We start from the raw sequence: 16,907 nt of genomic DNA on the forward strand, positions 1-16,907 counted from the left end.
CCCGTTCCTGTCCCTCACCGTTATCGGTCATGCCATAAGGCACATGAGCGACAGTGGAGACAGAAAACAGATCCATGACGTTGTGCACAGAGAAGGCCGTCTCGCCCACCACCGGCGAGACCACCTGGCTCCTGGTCGACGAGGAGACGTACGCGCCTCACCTCGAAGCCCGTGAGTTCTCCCTGTATCTGCGCGGAGCCGGGCGGTCACCGCAGACACAGCGCGCGTACATCCCCAGAATCGGCCGCTTCCTCAATTGGTGCGCAGAGCGGGGCACCGGCTGGAGGACCGTCCGGCTCGGGGACATGAGCCTGTTCAAGTTCCACGTCGAACGGACACCGACCCAGTACGGGCGGCTTCCGTCCGGCAAGACGGTCAACGCCACGCTCACTGCGGTGTGTGAGTTCCTCCGCTTCTGCGCAGTCCAGGGACATGTGGATCACGAAGTCGCCGCGCGTCTCAGCGAGCCGCGCTTCCTCGCCCACGCCCCGGCCGGCTTCGATCCCGGCGAGGGCGGCCAGCACCTGATGGTCAAAGCCCGCGTCCTGAAGGCGCCCGAGATCGAGCGGGCACCACAGACACTCACCGGCGTCCAGACGGAGCAGGTCATCGACTCCGCTCGCACTGCGCGTGACCGGCTGCTGTTGACCGTCTTGGTGGAAGGCGGCCTTCGCATCGGCGAAGCCCTTGGACTGCGGCGTGAGGACATGCATCTGCTCCCCGACTCCACGCACCTGGGCTGCCGAACCGCTGGCGCGCACCTGCACGTCAGGCCCCGGCGGGACAACGTCAACGGGGCGCGGGCCAAGGCCGGGCGCCCTCGCATGGTTCCGCTCACGCCGGAAGTGGTGCACCGATACCGCGATCATCTCGCCGAGCGTGAACAGGTAGTCGGCTCCGCCGACTGTGACTACGTCTTCCTCAACCTCGTCGGCGTGTACGCGGGGCGCCCGCTCTCCTACTCCAACACCAAGCAGGTGATCGAACGCATCGGGAAGCGCTGCGGATTCACCGCCCGACCGCACATGATGCGGCACACAGCCGCCACTCGCTGGATCCGTAACGGGGTCGCCCCGGACGTCGTACAGGCCCTGCTGGGGCACGCCTCCTCGGCGAGTACCGCCGTCTACGTGCACGCCCAGGACGAGGATCTCCGCGCGGCCGTTGAGGCCGTCGAAAGTCTCGCGTCGGAGTTGCTGCGATGACCCTTGCGCTCCTCCGCTCCCCTGCCCTTCCTGCCGTCCCCGGTGCCCCGGAGTGGCCGTCGTGGCTCGCGGCACGCCTGCCGTCGGGCTGGCGCACGGGTGAGTGGGACCCCGTTCAGGCGCTCTTCACCGCCGATCCCGGCAACCCTACGACCAGCGTGTTCGTATGCTCCGTAGGAGCCTGTTGCACCCATGTAGCAAGTAACGGATCCCGCTGCGACGCCTGCCGTAAAGCCCGCTACCTTCTGGGCAATCCCGCGGACTTCGACGCCATGCACATCCCGGACCCGTCCCGCCGTCGGCCCAACACCTCCGCGAACGGGGCCATGCCGGGCGTCTCCCAGTTCTCGCTCGCCGGTGTAAGCCCCGCGGTCCGCCAGGAGCTCTTGTACGGGCTCCAGCAGCGCGACGATGCCGGAATCAGCCTGGTCCCCCAGCGGGTACGCCGCATTGTGGCCGGCCTCCCCGCTGGACTCGGCTCGCTCCTCGACCTGGACGCCTCCTTCTCCTCCGGGCTTCCGGCTGCGGCCTCCGGCGTCCTGAACGGTGTTCTCCTGCACGTCCGACGCGCACGCGTTGAGTTCGAGGGCACCGATCCGACCTTGGGCGACGTATGGGAGTGCGCTCTCATCGGGCTGACGGCAGGGCACGGTCGCAAGTACGCCGCTGTCCACGGTGACATCGACTTCCGTCCGGTACGGCAGCGTTGGCTGCGAGAACTGGTCAAGGAGTACGGCCGCACGGCACGCCCCAACGTCATGGACCTGCGGCAGACCGTCTACGCAGCGACCATCGCGTCCTCCGCGCTGGCAGGTCGCCCCCACGGGGATGAGCCGGGGCTCCTCGCCATGGCCGACATGAATGCCGTAGTGGACCTGTTCCGGATCACCAAGCGTCCCGAGGACGGTCACGACTACTCCACCAGCCACCGCAGAGCCCTGCTCCGCCACTGGCGCACGTTCCTGGACTACGCCCGTCAGGCCGGGATGATGGACCACGTGCCCGGCGGGTTCGCGCTCAATCCCCGCTTCCACAGCATCGCCGCCGTGGAAGTGGCCGAGGAAGATCTCGGCCGTGCGATCCCCGAACACATCATCGCCCAGCTCGACGTGCATCTCGGTCTACTGGGCACCTCGACGGGGTACGCGAGCGGCGGCTGGACGGCCGCCGACTTCGCACGGATGTACCAGGTGGTCTATGCGGTCCTCCGGGACACCGGCCGCCGTCCGGGCGAGGTCACCAGCCTGCGCCGCGACTGCCTGGAGCGGGTCGACGGCAAACCGACGCTGATCTACGACAACCACAAGCGGCGACGCCACGGCCGTCGGCTGCCCATCTCGGAGAGCACCGCCCAACTGATCGAAACCTGGCAGAAAGAGCTCAATGCGCTACCGGCCGTACCAGCCTGCGCCCAGTGGCTCTTTCCCTCGCCGGGACAGCGCAACCGTCCGCGCCGCAGGCATCTGAACACTGCGCACTTCTGCAACCGGATCTTCCGGAACTGGGTCGACGAACTGATCCCAGACCTTGTGGACGACCGGCTCGACGAGGACGGCGCCCCTCTCGCCTACGACCGGACCCAGGTCGTCCCGTACGGCTTCCGCCATGCTTACGCCCAGCGTCATGCGGACGCGGGCACTCGCCCCGACGTCTTGCGGGAACTCATGGACCACCGTTCGCTAGACGTGACCATGGGCTACTACAAGGTCTCCCTCAGCCGAAAGCAGGAGGCCGTGCGAACGGTCGCGGCACTCGCCGTCGACCGACACGGAGCAGCCCGCGGATTCGGCGATCCCCTCGCCTACGAGGTGGAAAGCGTCGGGGTTCCCTACGGCGGCTGCACCGAGCCGAGCAACGTCAAGGCCGGCGGCGGGCACTGCCGCATCCGCTTCCAGTGCGCCGGATGCGACTTCTACCGCCCCGATCCCTCCTACCTCCCCGCCCTGGAACAGCAGATCGCGGACCTGCGCGCCGACAAGGAATCCGCCCTCGCGATGGAGGCCGCCGACTGGGTCGTGCGCAATCTCGATGACCAGATCCGCGCCTACTCGAAGTCGGCCGGCGAGATGCGGCGGAAACTCGACGCGCTGCCCGCCGAGGAGCGGGCCGTTGTCGAATCCGCCTCACGCGAGTTGCGCAAGGCACGTTCGGCAGCGGCCTTCATCCCTCTGCAGAGGCTGACGACACGGAGCTCCGAATGAAAATCCCTGCTACTTCCGGTGGCAACGACCGGAACGCCCGGGTCGAGCGGCTGCGCGTCAGCCGCTCCAAGGACAGCGAAGACAAGACGAGGCGTGCGCTCGACGCCGTGGACGCCCTTCTCCGCTCGGGACGACGGCTCACCGTCGCCCAAGTAGCCCGGGAAGCCTCGGTGTCCACGTGGTTCGTCTACAACCAGCACCAGGTGCACCAAGCCGTTCAGGACGGCATCACCGCCCAGCGAACGCGGGGACGCCAGAACTCCCACGCTTCCGAGGAGCCTCAGGTGTCCCCGGCCGGGTTGCGGACGGACCTTGCATTGGCCCGCGAAGAGATCAAGGACCTCAAGAAGGAGCGCGATCGGCTCCGTGACCGGGTCAGGCTGTCTCTCGGCGCCGAGTTGGAGGGCGTGAACCAGCACGAGCTGATCGAGCGGGTGCAGCAGATCGAGCAGCGGAATACCGCGCTGGAGCAAGCGTTGTCAGAGGCCAGGGATCAGGTCGCCGCCTTGGAGGGCCAACTGCGTGAGGCGGAGGACAACCTCACCGCGGCACGAGCCAGTCTCCGCCGTGCCATGCGGGCTGTGCCGTCTCCATAGCCCTCGCGATACCGCCCACTCTCGGCTGTCCGGCTTTCATGCCGTCTTCCGGACAGCCGCGAGGAAGGTCGGCGAAGTGGGCAGGACTTGACCCCACGCACCGGTCAGGACCGCGCTCAGTCGGTGTCCGTCGCGGCCAGCATCGCCAGCCGTCGGCGTTCTGGAGAGATCGCGACGAGGCCGATGTCCCAGGCCACACGCTCGAACCACTTGGTGTCGGCGCCAAAGGCATACCAAGTGCATGCCCGTGCCCTCGCCTCGACCTCTTCCATGAGGCAGCCCTGCGCCGTACCGGAGAGGCCGGCCACGGACTGCCAGGCGGCCAGCCGGCCGTAGGCACCACGGGCGCCGGAGTTGTAGGCACCGCCTGTGGACGCGGCAGCGAAGAGAACCCGCCATGGGTGCTCCGGCGGGCAGGCCGCAACCGACAGGGCGGCCTTCTTCGTCCCCGCGCCTTCCAGGCACTTCAGCCCGAGTGCCAACAGCGTCCTCGGCACCGACTCGGCCCCCAGAGGAGCTGCCAGATCGAAGACTCGTGCTTCGATCCGGCCGTTCGACTCCTCGGCCCAGTTCGTCACAGCAACACCGGTGGCCTCGGCAACGGCTTCGGTCGTCGTCTCCTCGACCGGCGGCACGGGTGCCCGGTCATCACGCGGCACCTCGCGGTTCGCCGGCGGCCCATACGGCATCGAGTGGCTGCCACCGCGCGTGCTGTAGATCGGCAGATCCGGCCGGCCTTCCAGCTCCGACAGCGCCAACGGCAGCCATCCCAGCGGATGGAGCCTCCAGTGCGACGACGTCGCCCACCCGGCGATCCCCGGTGACTCCGTGACGTCGACGCCTCTGAGAACCAGCTCATGGACCAGGCACGCCCGAAGTTCCTCAGAGGCGTGTCCAGTGAACGCCACTGCGAGTTCCTCGGCCGGTTGGCTGGAGGCCAGCAGGGAGGCGGTATAGCGGTCCAGCTTCCTGTCAGCGGCCTCCGTGGAAGAAACCAGCCGCAGTGCTTGGGCGACGCTGCCGGGACCGGGCGTGGTGGCCAGCAGCCGAAGCAGGTAGTCGAAGACGCTCCTGTACTGCCATATCCGCCCGGCGTCAGAGGCATAGACCCCGGCGAGCGCGATAGCGAGATCCGCGACGAAAGCAGCGTCTCCCTGCCCGAGACTGCGGTCAGCCGTCTTCCACACGTCGGTGACGCTCTTCATGCCGGGCAGCTTCGTCACGATCTTCTGTATGCGGTCGACCACGGCAATGGAGCCTATGCGCCCCGCAGTCCGAAGGCGAGGGCATTTTCCCAGTTCACCGCAGTCCTCAGGTCCCGCACTGCTTGAGCATCATGCTCTTGTCCGGGGCTGTCACCGGGAGCCCGTACTTTTCCGCGACCTGCGCGAACCGCACCGCGTACGAGCACCGGATCGACTTGTTCGGGGGCAGCCAGGACGCCGGGCCCGAGTCCCGCTTGGCGGAGTTCGTGGAGCCCGAGACCGGCAGAAGGTTCAGCACGTCGTTGGCCAGCTGCTCCCGCTTCTCCTTGCTCCAACGCGAGGCACCCATCTGCCAGGCGTACGACAACGGCACCACGTGGTCTATCTGCACCTCGGTGGCCTTCGCCTTCTTCCAGGCGATGTCCTTGCCGGTGTACGGGTCGTACAGGTCCATCGACACGACCACGCAGTCGGAACCCTTACGGAACTGGACGTCCCGTCCATGGAGTTTCAGCAAGTCGTTCCGCGTGTCACAACCGTTCCTCGCCAGCGGCACCCCATCCGCCGTGTCCATCCACGCATGGCCGAACTTGTCCCGCTCGTAGCCCGTCTTCGGCCCACGCCCCTTGACTGTGAGTCCTTCGACGAGCTTGCGCGCGTTCACCTTGTCCGCCTCCGACGTGAGCGCGCCGAGCCCCGGCTTCGTTCCGTTCGGATTCGTCAGCGGGCTCGCCGCCCGCCCGGCAGCGGCGTCCGGTCCGGATCCTGCGGAGGTTCCGCCCGGCTCCAGGTCATCACAGCCCGCGACGAGCGCGGCGGCAACGGCGACCGTAAGGACGACCCTCTTCCCGCGAGGAGACAGCGTCCTGTGACTCATGTGCCTCTCACTACGCACAGCCGACCACACCCTGCATACGCTGCGAGAAAAGCCTCACCACAGCGCGAACCATAGAGATAACGCGTGTGTCACAGCCGTTGGAGTCCGTGTCGGCCCACGCGGTGCCGAACCTGTCCCGCTCGTAGCCGGTCTGGGGCGCGCGCCCCTTCACCGTGAGCTCCCCGGCGGCCGCGAGAGCCGCTCCCCCGCCCGCCTTCGGTCCCGAACCGGAACCCGACCCGGATCCGAGGCCGTCTCCCGTGCCCTGGCCGGCACAGCCGGCCACCGCCGCGACGGTCACCGCGCTCATCAGCATGGCGGCGGTCGCCGCCCCACCCCTCAGACGCATCCCGTGCGCCCCTCCCCTTGCCTGCCCGCTGCCAACCCCGCACAGGGCGGTTTCCCCGGCGGACGTCGGTGCACACCGTACCGATGGGGCACTCCGCGGCATCCGGGAGGTCCAGACCACCACGGCCTCAAGTGGGCATGTCCCACATCTCGGGAATATCGTCGATGGTGAATCACCTCCGGAAGGAGCTCTGCATGGGCATCCTCGACAGGTTCAGGCACAACCGGGCGGCACAGGACAAGGCCAAGGACACGTCCGACGCCGCCGAACGGAAGGTCAACGAGAGGACGGGCAACAAGTACGAGGGCCAGACCGACGAAGCCCAGCAGCGGATCGAGGGCTCGCTCGGCATGGACCGCGAACGGCCCGACCGGCCCGAGGGGCAATGACCCCCCAACGGCGCTGACGCGATCGCCGAAGAGACCACGGAGGAACGTCCGGCGCGCGCGCCGGACCCCGCACACCACCTGAAACGAGAAGCCGTCCGCGCAGCCTCACCTCCCGCGGGCGGCTTCCCGCACACCCCGGCGCCCGGCCTCGCCACTCGCCGGCACCGCCCCCTGCCGGTCATCGGCTCCGGCCTGCTGCCCTCGGAATCCACCTGGGGGATGGGCAAGGTGTGAGCCAGTAGTCACCGAGGAGGCCGGCCAGCCGGACGGCGCAGGTCGCGGCCCGCCTGCGTCGCCGTACCGTCCGGCTCGACGGGGCCCCGGGCGGGCGACCAGGCGCTCCCGGGCCGCCGCCCACCGCTCGGCCGGCCAGCCGCGGCACCGGCACCGGCACCGGCACCCACCTGCGGATCGGCGAGCTCGCCCGGGTCACCGGCGTCTCCGCGCGCGCCCTGCGGCACTACGAGCAGGCGGGACTCATCGCCTCCGAGCGCGCCGCCGACGGCTACCGGCTCCACGACCCCGCCACCGCCGTCCGGGTCCGCACCATCCGCGACCTCGTCCGCGCGGGGCTCACCCTGGACGACGTACGGGTGTTCCTGGCGTGTCTGCACGGGGACCTGGCCACGTCCCCGCCGACCGCGCGGACCCTCGGCGTCGCGCTGCGGCGGCTCGCGGTGATGGACGAGCGGATCACGGCCCAGGCCGCGGTCCGTGACCGGCTGGCGGCGGCACCGGCCGAGGCCACCGGCCGGACCCGTACGGATCCGGCCGGTGGCCTGACCTCGCCGCCCTCGTCCTACGACCCCAGCACGGACGCCAGGAACTCCCCCACCCAGCCCAGCAGTTCCCGGCCGACCAGCGGCTTGCCGCCGACCTTCGCCGTCTTCGGGCGGGGTACGAGGATCTGGTGGACGGCCGGCTTGATGACGGAGCCGGGGTAGAGGCGCTTCAGGCGCAGTTCCTGCGACTCGCGCAACTCCACCGGTGCGAAGCGGATGTTGGTGCCCTGGAGGACGATCTCACCGACCCCGCACGCGCGGGCCAGCATGCGCAGCCCGGCGACGAGGAGCAGGTTCTCCACCGGCTCGGGCAGCTTGCCGTAGCGGTCGACGAGTTCCTCGCGTACGGCCTTGATGTCGTCCTCGGAGTCGGCCGAGGCGATGGCACGGTAGGCCTGCAGGCGCAGCCGCTCGCCGGGGGCGTAGTCGTGCGGGACGTGCGCGTCGACCGGCAGCTCGATCTTGACCTCGAGCGGCGGCTCCTCCTCGATCTCACCGGTCTCCAGCTGACGCCGGTAGTCCGCGACCGCCTCGCCGACCATCCGGACGTACAGGTCGAAGCCGACGCCCGCGATGTGCCCGGACTGCTCGCCGCCGAGCAGGTTTCCGGCCCCTCGGATCTCCAGGTCCTTCATCGCCACGTACATGCCCGCGCCCATCTCGGTGTGCTGGGCGATCGTGGCGAGACGCTCGTGCGCGGTCTCCGTCAGCGGCTTCTCCGGCGGGTACAGGAAGTACGCGTACCCGCGCTCGCGGCCGCGGCCCACCCGGCCGCGCAGCTGGTGCAGCTGGGAGAGACCGAAGGTGTCGCCGCGCTCCACGATCAGGGTGTTGGCGTTGGAGATGTCGATGCCGGACTCGACGATCGTCGTCGACACGAGCACGTCGAACTTCTTCTCCCAGAAGTCGACGACGACCTGTTCGAGAGCCGACTCGGACATCTGGCCGTGGGCCGTGGCGATCCGCGCCTCCGGGACGATCTCGCGCAGCCGGGCCGCCGCGCGGTCGATCGACTCGACCCGGTTGTGGATGTAGAAGACCTGGCCCTCGCGCAGCAGTTCACGGCGGATGGCGGCGCCGATCTGCTTCTCCTCGTACGGGCCGACGAAGGTGAGCACCGGGTGGCGCTCCTCCGGCGGGGTGGTGATCGTCGACATCTCGCGGATGCCGGTGACCGCCATCTCCAGGGTGCGCGGGATCGGGGTCGCGGACATCGTCAGTACGTCGACGTTCGCGCGGAGCTTCTTCAGCTGCTCCTTGTGCTCGACGCCGAAGCGCTGCTCCTCGTCGACGACGACCAGGCCGAGGTCCTTGAACTTCGTCTCCGAGGAGAACAGGCGATGGGTGCCGATGACGACGTCCACCGCGCCCTCGCGCAGGCCCTCCAGGACCGCCTTCGCCTCGGTGTCGGTCTGGAACCGGGACAGCGCCCTGACGTTGACCGGGAACTGCGCGTACCGCTCGCTGAACGTGCCGAAGTGCTGCTGGACGAGCAGGGTCGTCGGGACGAGGACCGCGACCTGCTTGCCGTCCTGGACGGCCTTGAAGGCGGCGCGGACCGCGATCTCCGTCTTGCCGTAGCCGACGTCACCGCAGATCAGGCGGTCCATGGGGACCGTCTTCTCCATGTCGTCCTTGACCTCGGCGATGGTGGTGAGCTGGTCGGGGGTCTCCGCGTACGGGAACGCGTCCTCCAGCTCGCGCTGCCACGGTGTGTCCGTGCCGAACGCGTGCCCGGGGGCGGCCATGCGCGCGGAGTACAGCTTGATCAGGTCGGCCGCGATCTCCTTGACGGCCTTCTTCGCGCGCGCCTTGGTCTTCGTCCAGTCGGCGCCGCCGAGCCGGTGCAGCGTGGGTGCCTCGCCGCCGACGTACTTGGTGATCTGCTCCAGCTGGTCGGTGGGGATGTAGAGGCGGTCGCCGGGCTGGCCGCGCTTGGCGGGGGCGTACTCCACGACGAGGTACTCGCGCGTGGCGCCCTGCACGGTGCGCTGCACCATCTCGATGTAGCGGCCGACGCCGTGCTGCTCGTGGACGATGTAGTCGCCCGCCTCCAGGGTGAGCGGGTCGATCGTCTTCCGGCGGCGCGCGGGCATGCGGGCGCCGTCCTTGCCGGCGGCCTTCTGGCCCGAGAGGTCGGTCTCGGTGAGGACGACCAGCTTCAGCGCCGCGTCGACGAAACCGTACTCGACGGAACCGCACGCCACATGGACGACGGAGGGGCTCAGCGAGGCGAGGTCCGTGTCGAGGCGGGCGGCGACGCCCTCGCCGCCGAGGACCTCCACCGTGCGGGCCGCCGGGCCGTGGGCCTCGGTGACGAAGACGACGCGCCAGCCGTCGGCGAGCCAGCCCTTGGTGTCGGCGAGGGCCTTCGCGGTGTCGCCGCGGTACGTCTCGGGGGCGTGCATACCGAGCTGGAGGGTGTCGGCCTCCAGCTCGAGGTCGGCGGTGAACGGCGACACCGACCACCACATCATGTCCAGCTCGCGCGCGCGGTCGCGGACGTCCGCGATGGACCACAGGGAGGCCGCGCCGACGTCGATGGGCGCCTCGCCGCCGCCGGCCGTGGCCGCCCAGGACGCCTGAAGGAACTCCTGCGAGGTCGCCACCAGGTCGGCGGCGCGCGTGCGGACCCGCTCCGGGTCGCACACGACGGCCATCGCGCCCTTCGGCAGGACGTCGATCAGCAGCTCCATGTCGTCGACGAGGACGGGGGCGAGGGACTCCATGCCCTCGACCGCGATCCCCTCGGCGATCCTGTGGAGCAGTTCGCCGAGTTCCGGGTGCTGCTCGGCGAGGGCACGCGCACGCGTGCGGACGTCGTCCGTCAGCAGGAGTTCACGGCAGGGCGGGGCCCACAGTCCGTGCTCGGCGACTTCGAGGGAGCGCTGGTCGGCGACCTTGAAGTAGCGGATCTCCTCGACGTCGTCGCCCCAGAACTCGATGCGCAGGGGGTGTTCCTCGGTGGGCGGGAACACGTCCAGGATGCCGCCCCGTACGGCGAACTCGCCACGCTTCTCGACGAGCTCCACGCGCGCGTAGGCGGCCGCCGCGAGGGCTTCGACGATCTCGTTCAGGTCGGCCTGCTGACTGGTGCGCAGGGCCACCGGTTCCAGGTCGCCGAGGCCCTTGACCTGCGGCTGGAGGACCGAGCGGACCGGTGCCACGACGACCGAGACCGGGCCCGTCTCGGGGTCGTCCGGGCGGGGGTGGGACAGCCGGCGCAGGACGGCGAGGCGGCGGCCCACGGTGTCGCTGCGGGGGCTGAGGCGTTCGTGCGGGAGCGTCTCCCAGGAGGGGTACTCGGCGACCGTGTCCGGCGGGAGCAGGGAGCGCAGGGCGGCGGCCAGGTCCTCGGCCTCGCGGCCGGTCGCGGTGACGGCGAGGACCGTGCGGCCGGTCTCGCGGGCGAGGGCGGCGATGGCGAAGGGGCGGGCCGCCGGGGGGCCGACCAGGTCGATGTGCATGCGGTTGCCGTCTGCGGCCGCGGGGATCGCTTCGGCGAGGGCGGTGTCCTTGACGACGGCGTCGAGCAGACCGTGCAGGCTCATTCGGGGCGGCTTTCGTCGGTGGGTGGGCAACGCGGGTGGGCAACGCGAAGGACCCGACACGCGTCACGGGCCGGGGGTGTCCAGGGTACGACGGGGCGCTGCCGTTCGCCGGGGGCTGTGGACAACCAGGGTTTCTCGGGGTGCGGTCGGAGAGAAAGGCACCGAGAAGCCCCCGTGGCTTCTCGGTGCCTTTCTCGTGCGGCGTGGTGCCGTCTAGTCCGTCGCGATCGCGTTCAGGACGTTCATGCGGCCGGCGCGGAAGGCGGGGATCAGGGCCGCGAACAGGCCCACGAAGGCCGAGCCGACGAAGACGGCGGTGATGGTCGGCCAGGGGATCTCGAGGACGGTCAGGCCCTCCAGGGCGAGGAGCTGCTGGGCGGTGGCGCCCCAGCCCATGCCCAGACCGAGGCCGAGGAGGGCGCCGAAGAGGGCGATGACCACCGACTCCAGGCGGATCATGCGGCGCAGCTGGCGGCGGGAGAGACCGATGGCGCGCATCAGGCCGATCTCGCGGGTGCGTTCCACCACGGAGAGGGCCAGGGTGTTCACCACGCCCAGGATCGCGACGACGATCGCGAGCGCCAGGAGGCCGTAGATCAGGTTGAGGAGCTGGCCGATCTGGTCCTTCAGCGCCTGCTTGTAGTCGGTCTGGTCGCGGACGCTGTACTGCGGGTAGTCGTGCAGGGCGGACTTCAGGGACGTGTAGGCGGCGTCCTGCTGTCCGTCCTTCGCCGAGGCGAACACCAGCTGGTCGAGCGGGAGCTTGTCGGCGGGGACGTACTTCTTCATCGTGTCGATGGAGGTGTACATCGCGCCCTGGTCGATGACGACGTCACTGCTGGTGATCGCGCGGACGGTGAGGCGGGCCGTGGAGCCGTTGTCGAACGCCACCGCGATCTTGGACCCGAGGTGGATGTCGTGGTCCTCGGCGAACTTCTCGTGGACGGACATCGAGTCCGGCTCGTAGGCGTCGGCGAGCTTGCCGGCGACCGTCTCGGTGCGCAGGTCCGTCGCGTAGCTCGGGTCGGCCGCGGTGATGGCGGTGCCGTCGAGCGTCCTGCCGTCGGGCGTGGTGAAGTCGGCCTTGGTCCACTTGTACTCGGTGACCCGCTCCAGGCCCGGCGTGTCCTTGACCGCGCGGACGGCCTGCGGGGTGATGAGCTGCCCGTTGTCGCTCTGGATGATGAAGTCGGTGCCGACGGTTTTGTCGAGCTGGTCGGTCGCGGAGGCGACCATGGAGGAGCCGACGACCGAGAGACAGGCGACCAGGGCGAGGCCGATCATCAGGGCGGCGCCGGTGGCGCCGGTGCGGCGCGGGTTGCGCAGGGCGTTGCGTTCGGCCATGCGGCCGACGGGGCCGAAGGCCCTCAGCAGGACCGTGCCGAGGACGCGGACCACGCCGCCGGCGAGCAGCGGGCCGATGACCACGAAGCCGATCAGGGACAGCACCACGCCGAGGCCGAGCCAGAGGGAGCCCTCCTTCGCCTTGTCGGCGGCGGAGGCCAGGTAGAGACCGTAGCCGCCCGCGCCGGTCAGCAGCAGGCCCAGCACGGCCCGTACGGCACCGGCCTTGGCGTCGGCCGGGGCGCCCGCGTCGCGCAGGGCGGCCATCGGGGAGACCTTGCCGGCGCGGCGGGCGGGCAGCCAGGCGGCGAGGACGGTGACGATCACGCCGAGGGCGAGGCCGACCACCGGGGTCGTCCAGGCCACCGTCAGGTCGTCGGTGGAGAGGTTCATGCCCGTCATGCCCATGAGCTTCATCAGGCCGACGGCGAGACCGATGCCCGCGCCGACGCCGAGGACCGAGCCGACGACACCGAGCAGCAGCGCCTCGGCGAGGACGGAGCGGTTGACCTGCCTGCGGCTGGAGCCGATGGCCCGCATGAGGCCGATCTCCCGGGTGCGCTGGGCGACCAGCATGGAGAAGGTGTTGATGATCAGGAAGATGCCGACGAGGAAGGCGATCCCGGCGAAGCCGAGCATCGCGTACTTCATGACGTTCAGCAGGCCGCCGACGTCCGCGCGGTTGGCGTCGGCCGTCTCCTTGGCGGTCTGCACCTTGTAGCCGGCCGTGCCGAGCTCCGCCGTGACGTTCTTCTTCAGCTGCTCGTCGCTGACGCCGGCCGCGGCCGTGACGTTGACGTTGGTGTACACGTCCGGCTCGCCGACCAGGGTCTGCTGGGCGGTCCTGGTGTCCAGGTAGAAGATCGCGGCGCCGGGGTTGGTGACCTGGAACGCGGCGATGCCGGAGATCCGCGCGGTGTGCGTGCCGACCGCGCTGATCACGCCGATCTCGTCGCCGAGCTTGAGGTGGTGCTTGTCGGCGGTGTCCTTGTCGACCATGACCTGGCCGGAGCCCCGGGGCGCCGCACCGGAGGTGATCTTCATGGTGCGGGCGTCGTTGCCGTTCCAGCTGCCGACGATGGTCGGGGCGCCGCTGGACGGGGAGAGGTTGTCCTTGTCGGCGTCCACGACGGTCACCGAGGTCGAGAAGACGGTCCCCTCCGCCGTCTTCACGCCCTGGGACTCGCGCACCTTGGTGAGCACGGAGGCCGGCATGACCGGCGGCTTGCCGTTGTCGGAGGTGGTCTCACCGGTGTCCGAGGCGTCCTTGGCGCTGACCGTGACATCGGAGGAGGTGGCGGCGAACAGCTTGTCGAAGGTGGTGTTCATGGTGTCGGTGAACACCAGCGTGCCGCAGACGAAGGCGACGGAGAGCAGGACCGCGACGGCCGACAGGGCCATGCGTCCCTTGTGCGCGAAGAAGTTGCGCATCGAGGTCTTCAGGACGGTCATGACGTACGCCCCCGCGCGTCGAAGTCCTTCATGCGGTCCAGGACGGCGTCCGCGGTCGGCTTGAACATCTCGTCGACGATCCGGCCGTCGGCGAGGTACAGCACCCGGTCCGCGTACGAGGCCGCCACCGGGTCGTGGGTGACCATCACGATGGTCTGGCCCAGCTCGTCGACGGAGCGGCGCAGGAAGCCGAGGACCTCGGCGCCCGCGCGCGAGTCGAGGTTTCCGGTCGGCTCGTCACCGAAGATGATCTCGGGGCGGGCCGCCAGGGCGCGCGCCACGGCGACACGCTGCTGCTGACCGCCGGAGAGCTGGGTGGGCCGGTGCTTGAGCCGGTCGGACAGTCCGACGGTGTCGACCACGCGCGCGAGCCACTCCTTGTCGGGCTTGCGGCCCGCGATGTCCATGGGGAGCGTGATGTTCTCGATGGCGTTGAGCGTGGGCAGCAGGTTGAACGCCTGGAAGATGAACCCGATCCGGTCCCGGCGCAGCTGGGTGAGCTTCTTGTCCTTCAGGCCGGTGATCTCGGTGTCGTCCAGATGGATCTGACCGCTCGTCACGGTGTCGAGACCGGCGAGGCAGTGCATCAGGGTGGACTTGCCGGACCCCGAGGGGCCCATGATCGCGGTGAACTGCCCGCGCGCGATGTCCACGTCGACGTGGTCGAGGGCGACGACACGGGTCTCGCCGGACCCGTACGCCTTGACGACCTGCCGCGCCCGCGCGGCGACGGCCGTACGCCCTCCAGTGCCCCCGTGCCTGGGAATGGTCACAGCCGAAGTCACGGTAGATCTCCTATGTCGGAAATGGATGGATCGCACTGGACCGCGGTGGATGCCCCGGGGGGAAGTGCGAGAAGTGCGAGAAGTGCTACGTCGAAGAGTCTGGCGGTGGGAGGGGGTCCGGCGCGCTGGTGCCGGGACCCGTCCTGCCGGGGGGTTAACCCCACCCTCCGCCACTGGGGCTGGCCACCCCCAACGGCATAAAGCCAGGTTAAGAAGGCACCCCGGTCGGTCTCGTCCTCCGCCGGTACGAACCCTCCCCGAGACCTGGTACGGAGGTACCCCTAGGGGCTCTCCACCGCCGGGTGGAGCGGCCCTCGGGGTCGACTCCACCCTTCGGCCCCGCGCCGCTCCACCCCCGGTGGTCCCGGGCCGCACCCTTCCGTCGCGTGAAGGTCAAGGCTCCCCCGGTGCGAAGGTCGAGTGGGAAGCTGTCCTCCGGCAGATAGATGCAGGGGACACGGGAGACGGCAGGGGAGGGCATCCGGTGGGGGACACGAGACCCGCGACACGCGAGGCCGCACCACGGCGCACGGGCGGACAGCGGCGGGGCGCGGTGGTGGCCGCGCTGATGCTCTCCATGGCGCTGGCCGCCCTGGACTCCACCGTGGTCTCCACGGCCGTCCCGCAGATCGTGGGCGACCTGGGCGGGTTCGCGGTGTTCTCCTGGCTGTTCTCGGGCTATCTGCTCGCGGTGACGGTCACCCTGCCCGTCTACGGCAAGCTCTCCGACACCTTCGGCCGCAAACCGGTGCTGGTGGTGGGCGCCGCACTGTTCCTGCTGGGGTCGCTGCTGTGCGCGCTCGCCTGGAACATGGCGGCGCTGATCGCCTTCCGCGTGGTGCAGGGGCTGGGCGGCGGCGCGCTCCAGGGCACGGTGCAGACGCTCGCCGCCGATCTGTATCCGCTCGAGGAGCGGCCGAAGATCCAGTCGAAGCTGTCCACGGTGTGGGCGGTGGCGGCGGTGGCGGGTCCCGGCCTGGGCGGGGTGCTCGCGGCGTACGCGGACTGGCGCTGGATCTTCCTGGTCAACCTGCCCATCGGGGCGGTGGCGTTGTGGCTGATCGTCCGTCATCTGCACGAGCCCCAGCGGGCGTCGCGGGCAAAATCGTCGCCACGCGCGCGTGAGGGCCGGACGCCGCGGCCGGAATCCTCCCCACGCGCGCGTGCAGGCAGGACACCGCGGCCGGAGTCGGCGCCCCGCGCGCGCGTGGACTGGGTCGGGGCGTCGGCCGTGTTCGCGTGTGGTGGGGTGCTGCTGACCGCGCTGGTGCAGGGCGGGGTGGCGTGGCCGTGGCTGTCGGGGCCCTCGTTCGGGCTGTTCGGTGCGGGGCTGGCGCTGGCGGGGCTCGTGGTGGTCGTCGAACGCCGGGCGGCGGAGCCGATCATCCCGGGGTGGGTGTGGCGGCGCCGTACGATCGCGGCGGTCAATCTGGCCCTGGGCGCGCTGGGCCTGCTGATGGTGGCCCCCTCGGTGTTCCTGCCGACGTACGCGCAGTCGGTGCTGGAGCTCGGCCCGGTGGCGGCCGGCTTCGTGCTCTCGGTGTGGACGCTGAGCTGGCCGGTGTCCGCCGCGCTGAGCCAGCACGTCTACCGGCGGATCGGCTTCCGTGACACCGCGCTGCTCGGCATCGGCGCCGCCGCGCTGATCCTGCTGGCGTTCCCCTTCCTGCCGTATCCCGGGGCGGCCTGGCAGCCGACCCTGCTGATGCTGGTGCTCGGGGCGGCGCTCGGCCTCTTCCAGCTGCCGCTGATCGTGGGGGTGCAGTCGACGGTGGGCTGGTCGGAGCGCGGGACGACGACGGCGTCGGTGCTGTTCTGCCGGCAGACCGGGCAGACGATCGGCGCCTCGGTGTTCGGCGCGGTGGCCAACGGGGTGCTGGCGGCCCGGCTGGGCGGGGCGGGCGATCTGGACTCGGTCACCCGCGCGCTCGATGCCGGTACGGCGCCCGAGTCGGTCCGGCGCGCTGTCGCGGGCGCCGTGCACGCCGTGTATCTGGGCGCGTCGGGCGCCGCCGCGCTGGCCTTCCTGGTGCTGCTGTGCGTGGCGCCGCGCCGGTTCCCGGTACTGGGGGAGCAGGACCGGGTCGAGTCGCCGGCGGCGGACGAGCAGCCGGAGGGCCGGGCGGAGAGGCGCGGTTAACGCGGGTAACACCCCAGGTCAGGGACCGGTT

Annotated in this window: 10 protein-coding genes and 2 pseudogenes; 6 read left to right on the plus strand and 6 right to left on the minus strand. The window is 70.2% G+C overall.

Annotated elements, in window-relative coordinates:
- Positions 1 to 74: 74 nt before the first annotated feature.
- Genes AQJ64_RS30915 through AQJ64_RS30925 form a run of 3 tightly spaced genes read left to right on the plus strand, consistent with a single transcriptional unit; the run spans position 75 to position 4,002 of the window.
- Positions 75 to 1,205 carry a tyrosine-type recombinase/integrase gene (locus AQJ64_RS30915; protein ID WP_055636083.1) on the plus strand — a complete coding sequence of 377 codons (1,131 nt, stop codon included), beginning with the start codon at positions 75 to 77 and terminating at the stop codon, positions 1,203 to 1,205.
- A complete protein-coding gene (locus AQJ64_RS30920; protein WP_079062047.1) occupies positions 1,202 to 3,406 on the plus strand; it encodes a tyrosine-type recombinase/integrase in 2,205 nt (734 codons plus the stop codon). Before AQJ64_RS30915 ends, AQJ64_RS30920 begins: the two co-directional genes overlap by 4 nt.
- Positions 3,403 to 4,002 carry a DUF6262 family protein gene (locus AQJ64_RS30925; protein ID WP_055636081.1) on the plus strand — a complete coding sequence of 200 codons (600 nt, stop codon included), beginning with the start codon at positions 3,403 to 3,405 and terminating at the stop codon, positions 4,000 to 4,002. Before AQJ64_RS30920 ends, AQJ64_RS30925 begins: the two co-directional genes overlap by 4 nt.
- A 116-nt stretch (positions 4,003 to 4,118) precedes the next feature.
- Here the strand turns inward: AQJ64_RS30925 and AQJ64_RS30930 are convergent, their stop codons facing one another.
- The 3 genes and pseudogenes from AQJ64_RS30930 to AQJ64_RS52575 form a co-directional block, all read right to left on the minus strand.
- On the minus strand, positions 4,119 to 5,249 hold the full coding sequence (locus AQJ64_RS30930; protein WP_055636080.1) for a DUF6183 family protein: 1,131 nt from the start codon (positions 5,247 to 5,249) through the stop codon (positions 4,119 to 4,121).
- Between the two features lie 64 nt (positions 5,250 to 5,313).
- A complete protein-coding gene (locus AQJ64_RS30935; RefSeq protein WP_055636079.1) occupies positions 5,314 to 6,084 on the minus strand; it encodes an HNH endonuclease family protein in 771 nt (256 codons plus the stop codon).
- Between the two features lie 82 nt (positions 6,085 to 6,166).
- Positions 6,167 to 6,433, minus strand: a pseudogene (locus AQJ64_RS52575) (hypothetical protein); the annotation flags it as partial.
- A 194-nt stretch (positions 6,434 to 6,627) separates the two neighbouring features.
- Here AQJ64_RS52575 and AQJ64_RS30945 point away from each other — a divergent pair.
- Together AQJ64_RS30945 and AQJ64_RS46665 are read left to right on the plus strand one after the other, a co-directional pair.
- The gene (locus AQJ64_RS30945; RefSeq protein ID WP_055637166.1) at positions 6,628 to 6,822 is read left to right on the plus strand and encodes an antitoxin; all 195 of its coding nucleotides are present in this window, start codon (positions 6,628 to 6,630) and stop codon (positions 6,820 to 6,822) included.
- Between the two features lie 404 nt (positions 6,823 to 7,226).
- A pseudogene (locus tag AQJ64_RS46665) lies at positions 7,227 to 7,574 on the plus strand (MerR family transcriptional regulator); the annotation flags it as partial.
- A gap of 47 nt (positions 7,575 to 7,621) precedes the next feature.
- Here the strand turns inward: AQJ64_RS46665 and mfd are convergent.
- The 3 genes from mfd to AQJ64_RS30960 all read right to left on the minus strand — a co-directional run bounded on the left by mfd (position 7,622) and on the right by AQJ64_RS30960 (position 14,736).
- Positions 7,622 to 11,155 carry a transcription-repair coupling factor gene (gene mfd, locus AQJ64_RS30950; protein ID WP_055637165.1) on the minus strand — a complete coding sequence of 1,178 codons (3,534 nt, stop codon included), beginning with the start codon at positions 11,153 to 11,155 and terminating at the stop codon, positions 7,622 to 7,624.
- Between the two features lie 213 nt (positions 11,156 to 11,368).
- Positions 11,369 to 13,951, minus strand: coding sequence for an ABC transporter permease (locus AQJ64_RS30955; RefSeq protein WP_055637164.1), 2,583 nt, complete (start codon positions 13,949 to 13,951; stop codon positions 11,369 to 11,371).
- Complete coding sequence (locus AQJ64_RS30960; protein ID WP_055637163.1) at positions 13,948 to 14,736, minus strand: ABC transporter ATP-binding protein; 789 nt, start codon at positions 14,734 to 14,736, stop codon at positions 13,948 to 13,950. Before AQJ64_RS30960 ends, AQJ64_RS30955 begins: the two co-directional genes overlap by 4 nt.
- A 484-nt stretch (positions 14,737 to 15,220) precedes the next feature.
- Here AQJ64_RS30960 and AQJ64_RS30965 point away from each other — a divergent pair, with 484 nt between their 5' ends.
- Positions 15,221 to 16,876 carry an MFS transporter gene (locus AQJ64_RS30965; protein WP_059203191.1) on the plus strand — a complete coding sequence of 552 codons (1,656 nt, stop codon included), beginning with the start codon at positions 15,221 to 15,223 and terminating at the stop codon, positions 16,874 to 16,876.
- Positions 16,877 to 16,907 lie beyond the last annotated feature (31 nt).

Origin of the sequence: Streptomyces griseoruber (assembly GCF_001514205.1) — a bacterium.
GTDB lineage: Bacteria > Actinomycetota > Actinomycetes > Streptomycetales > Streptomycetaceae > Streptomyces > Streptomyces griseoruber.

What these genes read in the sequence shown, in the direction of transcription:
- AQJ64_RS30935 (WP_055636079.1), bottom strand. Translation starts at nt 6,084, where the DNA reads ATGAGTCACAGGACGCTGTCTCCTCGCGGGAAGAGGGTCGTCCTTACG.
- AQJ64_RS30915 (WP_055636083.1), top strand. Translation starts at nt 75, where the DNA reads ATGACGTTGTGCACAGAGAAGGCCGTCTCGCCCACCACCGGCGAGACC.
- AQJ64_RS30925 (WP_055636081.1), top strand. Translation starts at nt 3,403, where the DNA reads ATGAAAATCCCTGCTACTTCCGGTGGCAACGACCGGAACGCCCGGGTC.
- AQJ64_RS30945 (WP_055637166.1), top strand. Translation starts at nt 6,628, where the DNA reads ATGGGCATCCTCGACAGGTTCAGGCACAACCGGGCGGCACAGGACAAG.
- AQJ64_RS30955 (WP_055637164.1), bottom strand. Translation starts at nt 13,951, where the DNA reads ATGACCGTCCTGAAGACCTCGATGCGCAACTTCTTCGCGCACAAGGGA.
- AQJ64_RS30920 (WP_079062047.1), top strand. Translation starts at nt 1,202, where the DNA reads ATGACCCTTGCGCTCCTCCGCTCCCCTGCCCTTCCTGCCGTCCCCGGT.
- mfd (WP_055637165.1), bottom strand. Translation starts at nt 11,155, where the DNA reads ATGAGCCTGCACGGTCTGCTCGACGCCGTCGTCAAGGACACCGCCCTC.